The organism is Frankia sp. Mgl5 (genome assembly GCF_023242985.1).
GTDB classification, from domain to species: domain Bacteria; phylum Actinomycetota; class Actinomycetes; order Frankiales; family Frankiaceae; genus Parafrankia; species Parafrankia soli.
In genome coordinates this window covers 1-5,479 of the sequence record NZ_JALKFY010000714.1, presented here as the reverse complement: position 1 = coordinate 5,479, position 5,479 = coordinate 1, and the positions used below count along the sequence as shown (strand labels likewise).

Sequence of the window (5,479 nt, the reverse complement as noted above, 5' to 3'; positions counted from 1 at the left end):
TCGGCCGGGAAAAGGTCCGGAAATACAGGTGGGGGCTGCTCCCGGCCACAGCCAGAAACAGCCCCCACCAAAAGAAGTCCGGCGGCGTCCTACTCTCCCACGCGGTCACCCACGCAGTACCATCGGCGCTGAAGGGCTTAGCTACCGGGTTCGGAATGGAACCGGGCGTTTCCCCTTCGCCAAAGCCACCGAAACACTATCAGACCCAACCGAAACCGGTCGCAGCCCGAGAACCGCACAGTGGACGCAGAACAGCAGAATCTTTGTGGTCAAGCCCTCGGCCTATTAGTACCGGTCAGCTCCATGCGTTGCCGCACTTCCACCTCCGGCCTATCAACCCGATCATCTAGTCGGGGGCCTTACCAGGCTACCCTGTGGGAGACCTCATCTCGAAGCGAGCTTCCCGCTTAGATGCTTTCAGCGGTTATCCCTTCCGAACGTAGCCAACCAGCCATGCTCTTGGCAGAACAACTGGCACACCAGAGGTTCGTCCGTCCCGGTCCTCTCGTACTAGGGACAGCCCTTCTCAAGTCTCCTGCGCGCGCGGCGGATAGGGACCGAACTGTCTCACGACGTTCTAAACCCAGCTCGCGTACCGCTTTAATGGGCGAACAGCCCAACCCTTGGGACCTACTCCAGCCCCAGGATGCGACGAGCCGACATCGAGGTGCCAAACCTTGCCGTCGATATGGACTCTTGGGCAAGATCAGCCTGTTATCCCCGGGGTACCTTTTATCCGTTGAGCGACGGCGCTTCCACAAGCCACCGCCGGATCACTAGTCCCTGCTTTCGCACCTGCTCGACATGTCTGTCTCACAGTCAAGCTCCCTTGTGCACTTGCACTCAACACCTGATTGCCAACCAGGCTGAGGGAACCTTTGGGCGCCTCCGTTACCCTTTAGGAGGCAACCGCCCCAGTTAAACTACCCACCTGACACTGTCCCTGATCCGGATCACGGACCGAGGTTAGACATCCAGTACGACCAGAGTGGTATTTCAACAATGACTCCACCGGAACTGGCGTCCCAGCTTCACAGTCTCCCACCTATCCTACACAAACCGAACCGAACACCAATATCAAGCTGTAGTAAAGGTCCCGGGGTCTTTCCGTCCTGCCGCGCGTAACGAGCATCTTTACTCGTAATGCAATTTCGCCGAGTCTGTGGTTGAGACAGTAGGAAAGTCGTTACGCCATTCGTGCAGGTCGGAACTTACCCGACAAGGAATTTCGCTACCTTAGGATGGTTATAGTTACCACCGCCGTTTACTGGCGCTTAAGTTCTGAGCTTCGCCCCGAAGAGCTAACCCGTCCCCTTAACGTTCCAGCACCGGGCAGGCGTCACTCCGTATACATCGTCTTACGACTTCGCACGGAGCTGTGTTTTTAGTAAACAGTCGCTTTCCCCTGGTCTCTGCGGCCCCTCCCCGCTTCGGAGGTAAACTCCTACACAGGAAGTGGCCCCCCTTCTCCCGAAGTTACGGGGGCATTTTGCCGAGTTCCTTAACCACAGTTCACTCGCACGCCTCGGTATTCTCTACCTGACCACCTGTGTCGGTTTAGGGTACGGGCGGCCCTGACACTCGCTAGAGGCTTTTCTCGGCAGCATGGGATCACCCACTTCGCCACAATCGGCTCGGCATCAGGTCTCAGGCACATGAAGCACGGATTTACCTGCACTTCGCCCTACACCCTTGCCCCAGGAAAACCACCTCCTGGGTTGGACTACCCTCCTGCGTCACCCCATCGCTTGCCTACTACCAGCCGGGGTCCCGACCAGCCCAAGCCCCACCCGAAGGCAGAACAAGAACCAGAACGGTTAGCACAAACCAGGTTCAGCATGGGCGCGTCAGCGCCGGTACGGGAATATCAACCCGTTGTCCATCGACTACGCCTGTCGGCCTCGCCTTAGGTCCCGACTCACCCTGGGCGGAAAAGCCTGCCCCAGGAACCCTTGGTCATTCGGCGGACGGGATTCTCACCCGTCATTCGCTACTCATGCCTGCATTCTCACTCGTATGGCATCCACGGCTGGGTCACCCCGCCGCTTCACACGCCATACGACGCTCCCCTACCCACGCACAGACCTGGACCTCCGAAAAGGCCGGGTTCACTATGCATGCCGCAGCTTCGGCGGTGCGCTTGAGCCCCGCTACATTGTCGGCGCGGAATCACTTGACCAGTGAGCTATTACGCACTCTTTCAAGGGTGGCTGCTTCTAAGCCAACCTCCTGGTTGTCTATGCGACTCCACATCCTTTTCCACTTAGCGCACGCTTAGGGGCCTTAGCTGGCGATCTGGGCTGTTTCCCTCTCGACTACGAAGCTTATCCCCCGCAGTCTCACTGCCACGCTTCACTTACCGGCATTCGGAGTTTGGCTGACTTCAGTAAGCTTGTAGGCCCCCTAGGCCATCCAGTGCTCTACCTCCGGCAAGAAACACGTGACGCTGCACCTAAATGCATTTCGGGGAGAACCAGCTATCACCGAGTTTGATTGGCCTTTCACCCCTACCCACAGCTCATCCCCCAGGTTTTCAACCCTGGTGGGTTCGGTCCTCCACACGGTCTTACCCGCGCTTCAACCTGGCCATGGGTAGATCACTCGGCTTCGGGTCTTGGACATGCGACTCAACGCCCTATTCGGACTCGCTTTCGCTACGGCTACCCCACACGGGTTAACCTCGCCACACACCGCAAACTCGCAGGCTCATTCTTCAAAAGGCACGCGGTCACCAGGCTCCGAAAAGCCCAGCCCCCACGGATTGTAGGCACACGGTTTCAGGTACTATTTCACTCCCCTCCCGGGGTACTTTTCACCTTTCCCTCACGGTACTAGTCCGCTATCGGTCACCAGGGAGTATTTAGGCTTAGCGGGTGGTCCCGCCAGATTCACACGGAATTTCACGGGCTCCGTGCTACTTGGGATACTGCTCAAGAGACGTGCCGTTTTCACCTACAGGGCTATTACCCTCTATGGCGGTCCATTCGCATGACCTTCGGCTAACAACACGTTTTCTAACTCTTTGATGAAGCGGCAGCAACATCAGAACAGTCCCACAACCCCAGCTACGCAACGCCTGCCGGCTATCACACGAAACTGGTTTAGCCTCATCCGCTTTCGCTCACCACTACTCGCGGAATCACGGTTGTTTTCTCTTCCTGCGGGTAATGAGATGTTTCACTTCCCCGCGTTCCCTCCACATGCCCTATGTGTTCAGGCATGGGTGACAGGATTTAAAGCCCTGCCGGGTTTCCCCATTCGGAAATCCTCGGATCATAGCTCGGTTGACAGCTCCCCGAGGCATATCGCAGCCTCCCACGTCCTTCATCGGCTCCTGGTGCCAAGGCATCCACCGTGCGCCCTTAATAACTTGGCCACAAAGATAAAGATGCTCGCGTCCACTGTGCAGTTCTCAAACTACGAACGGAAACCAGCCGCGCCCGTGAGACCAAACCCATCACCCAAAAGGCGACAGCGGTATCCCACCACAACCAGCCCGCACACCCACCCCGCCCAACAACCCCGACAACCAGAAGGCCATCGAGGCAAATTGAACAGAAACAGGGCCACACACGAGGGCACCTAACTCCCTCAGGACCCAACAGCGTACCGACCCACCAACCCCAGCCCCAACCCCAAGCCCACACAGGAACCCAGAATCCGAACCGCAGCCAGCAGAACAAGTCAGCGTTCCACCCATGAGCATCCAGACCAGCCACTCGACTGATCATCGCCCTGGACCAGGCAACCACCCACTACAGGGGCACCCAGCCAGAAAGCTCCTTAGAAAGGAGGTGATCCAGCCGCACCTTCCGGTACGGCTACCTTGTTACGACTTCGTCCCAATCGCCGGTCCCACCTTCGACGGCTCCCCCCACAAGGGTTGGGCCACCGGCTTCGGGTGTTACCGACTTTCGTGACGTGACGGGCGGTGTGTACAAGGCCCGGGAACGTATTCACCGCAGCATTGCTGATCTGCGATTACTAGCGACTCCGACTTCACGGGGTCGAGTTGCAGACCCCGATCCGAACTGAGACCGGCTTTTTGGGATTCGCTCCACCTCGCGGTATCGCAGCCCATTGTACCGGCCATTGTAGCATGTGTGCAGCCCAGGACGTAAGGGGCATGATGACTTGACGTCATCCCCACCTTCCTCCGAGTTGACCCCGGCAGTCTCCTATGAGTCCCCGACATGACTCGCTGGCAACATAGGACAAGGGTTGCGCTCGTTGCGGGACTTAACCCAACATCTCACGACACGAGCTGACGACAGCCATGCACCACCTGTGCAGAGCCCCTAAGGACCCCATATCTCTACAGGATTTCTCTGCATGTCAAGCCCTGGTAAGGTTCTTCGCGTTGCATCGAATTAAGCCACATGCTCCGCCGCTTGTGCGGGCCCCCGTCAATTCCTTTGAGTTTTAGCCTTGCGGCCGTACTCCCCAGGCGGGGCGCTTAATGCGTTAGCTGCGGCACGGAGGCCGTGGAAGGTCCCCCACACCTAGCGCCCAACGTTTACGGCGTGGACTACCAGGGTATCTAATCCTGTTCGCTCCCCACGCTTTCGCTCCTTAGCGTCAGTTCCGGCCCAGAGACCCGCCTTCGCCACCGGTGTTCCTCCTGATATCTGCGCATTTCACCGCTACACCAGGAATTCCAGTCTCCCCTACCGGACTCTAGCCTGCCCGTATCGACTGCAGGCCCGGGGTTGAGCCCCGGGTTTTCACAGCCGACGCGACAGGCCGCCTACGAGCTCTTTACGCCCAATAATTCCGGACAACGCTTGCACCCTACGTATTACCGCGGCTGCTGGCACGTAGTTGGCCGGTGCTTCTTCTGCAGGTACCGTCACTCTCGCTTCGTCCCTGCTGAAAGAGGTTTACAACCCGAAGGCCGTCATCCCTCACGCGGCGTCGCTGCGTCAGGCTTTCGCCCATTGCGCAATATTCCCCACTGCTGCCTCCCGTAGGAGTCTGGGCCGTGTCTCAGTCCCAGTGTGGCCGATCGCCCTCTCAGGCCGGCTACCCGTCGTCGCCTTGGTAGGCCATCACCCCACCAACAAGCTGATAGGCCGCGGGCCCATCCCAAGCCGATAAATCTTTCCACATCACCAGATGCCCGATGATGTCATATCCGGCATTAGCCCCGGTTTCCCGGAGTTATTCCAGAGCTTGGGGCAGGTTGCCCACGTGTTACTCACCCGTTCGCCGCTAGGAGCAAGCTCCTCGCTCGACTTGCATGTGTTAAGCACGCCGCCAGCGTTCGTCCTGAGCCAGGATCAAACTCTCCATCAATGCTTTGAAAGAGATGGTCAGGCCGCCAAGCCCAACCGATCCTGGCAAGACAGATCCTCGTATGAGTCTGTCATTGCCAAAGGAATTTCCCACCACAACCAGAAGCACTAAGCCCTGGCCATGGACGGGGGTTAAAAAATATGGCACTGACTATTCGGTACGCTGTTGAGTTCTCAAGGAGCAG

General features: G+C 58.1%; 3 rRNA genes. All 3 read right to left on the bottom strand.

The features are described from left to right. Positions 1 to 76 precede the first annotated feature (76 nt). The 3 genes from rrf to MXD62_RS26800 all read right to left on the bottom strand — a co-directional run bounded on the left by rrf (position 77) and on the right by MXD62_RS26800 (position 5,295). Positions 77 to 193: ribosomal RNA gene (gene rrf / locus MXD62_RS26810) — 5S ribosomal RNA — on the bottom strand. A 72-nt stretch (positions 194 to 265) separates the two neighbouring features. Further along, positions 266 to 3,376, bottom strand: a 23S ribosomal RNA gene (locus MXD62_RS26805). A gap of 411 nt (positions 3,377 to 3,787) precedes the next feature. Further along, positions 3,788 to 5,295, bottom strand: a 16S ribosomal RNA gene (locus MXD62_RS26800). Together the 16S, 23S and 5S rRNA genes form the textbook arrangement of a ribosomal RNA operon. Positions 5,296 to 5,479 lie beyond the last annotated feature (184 nt).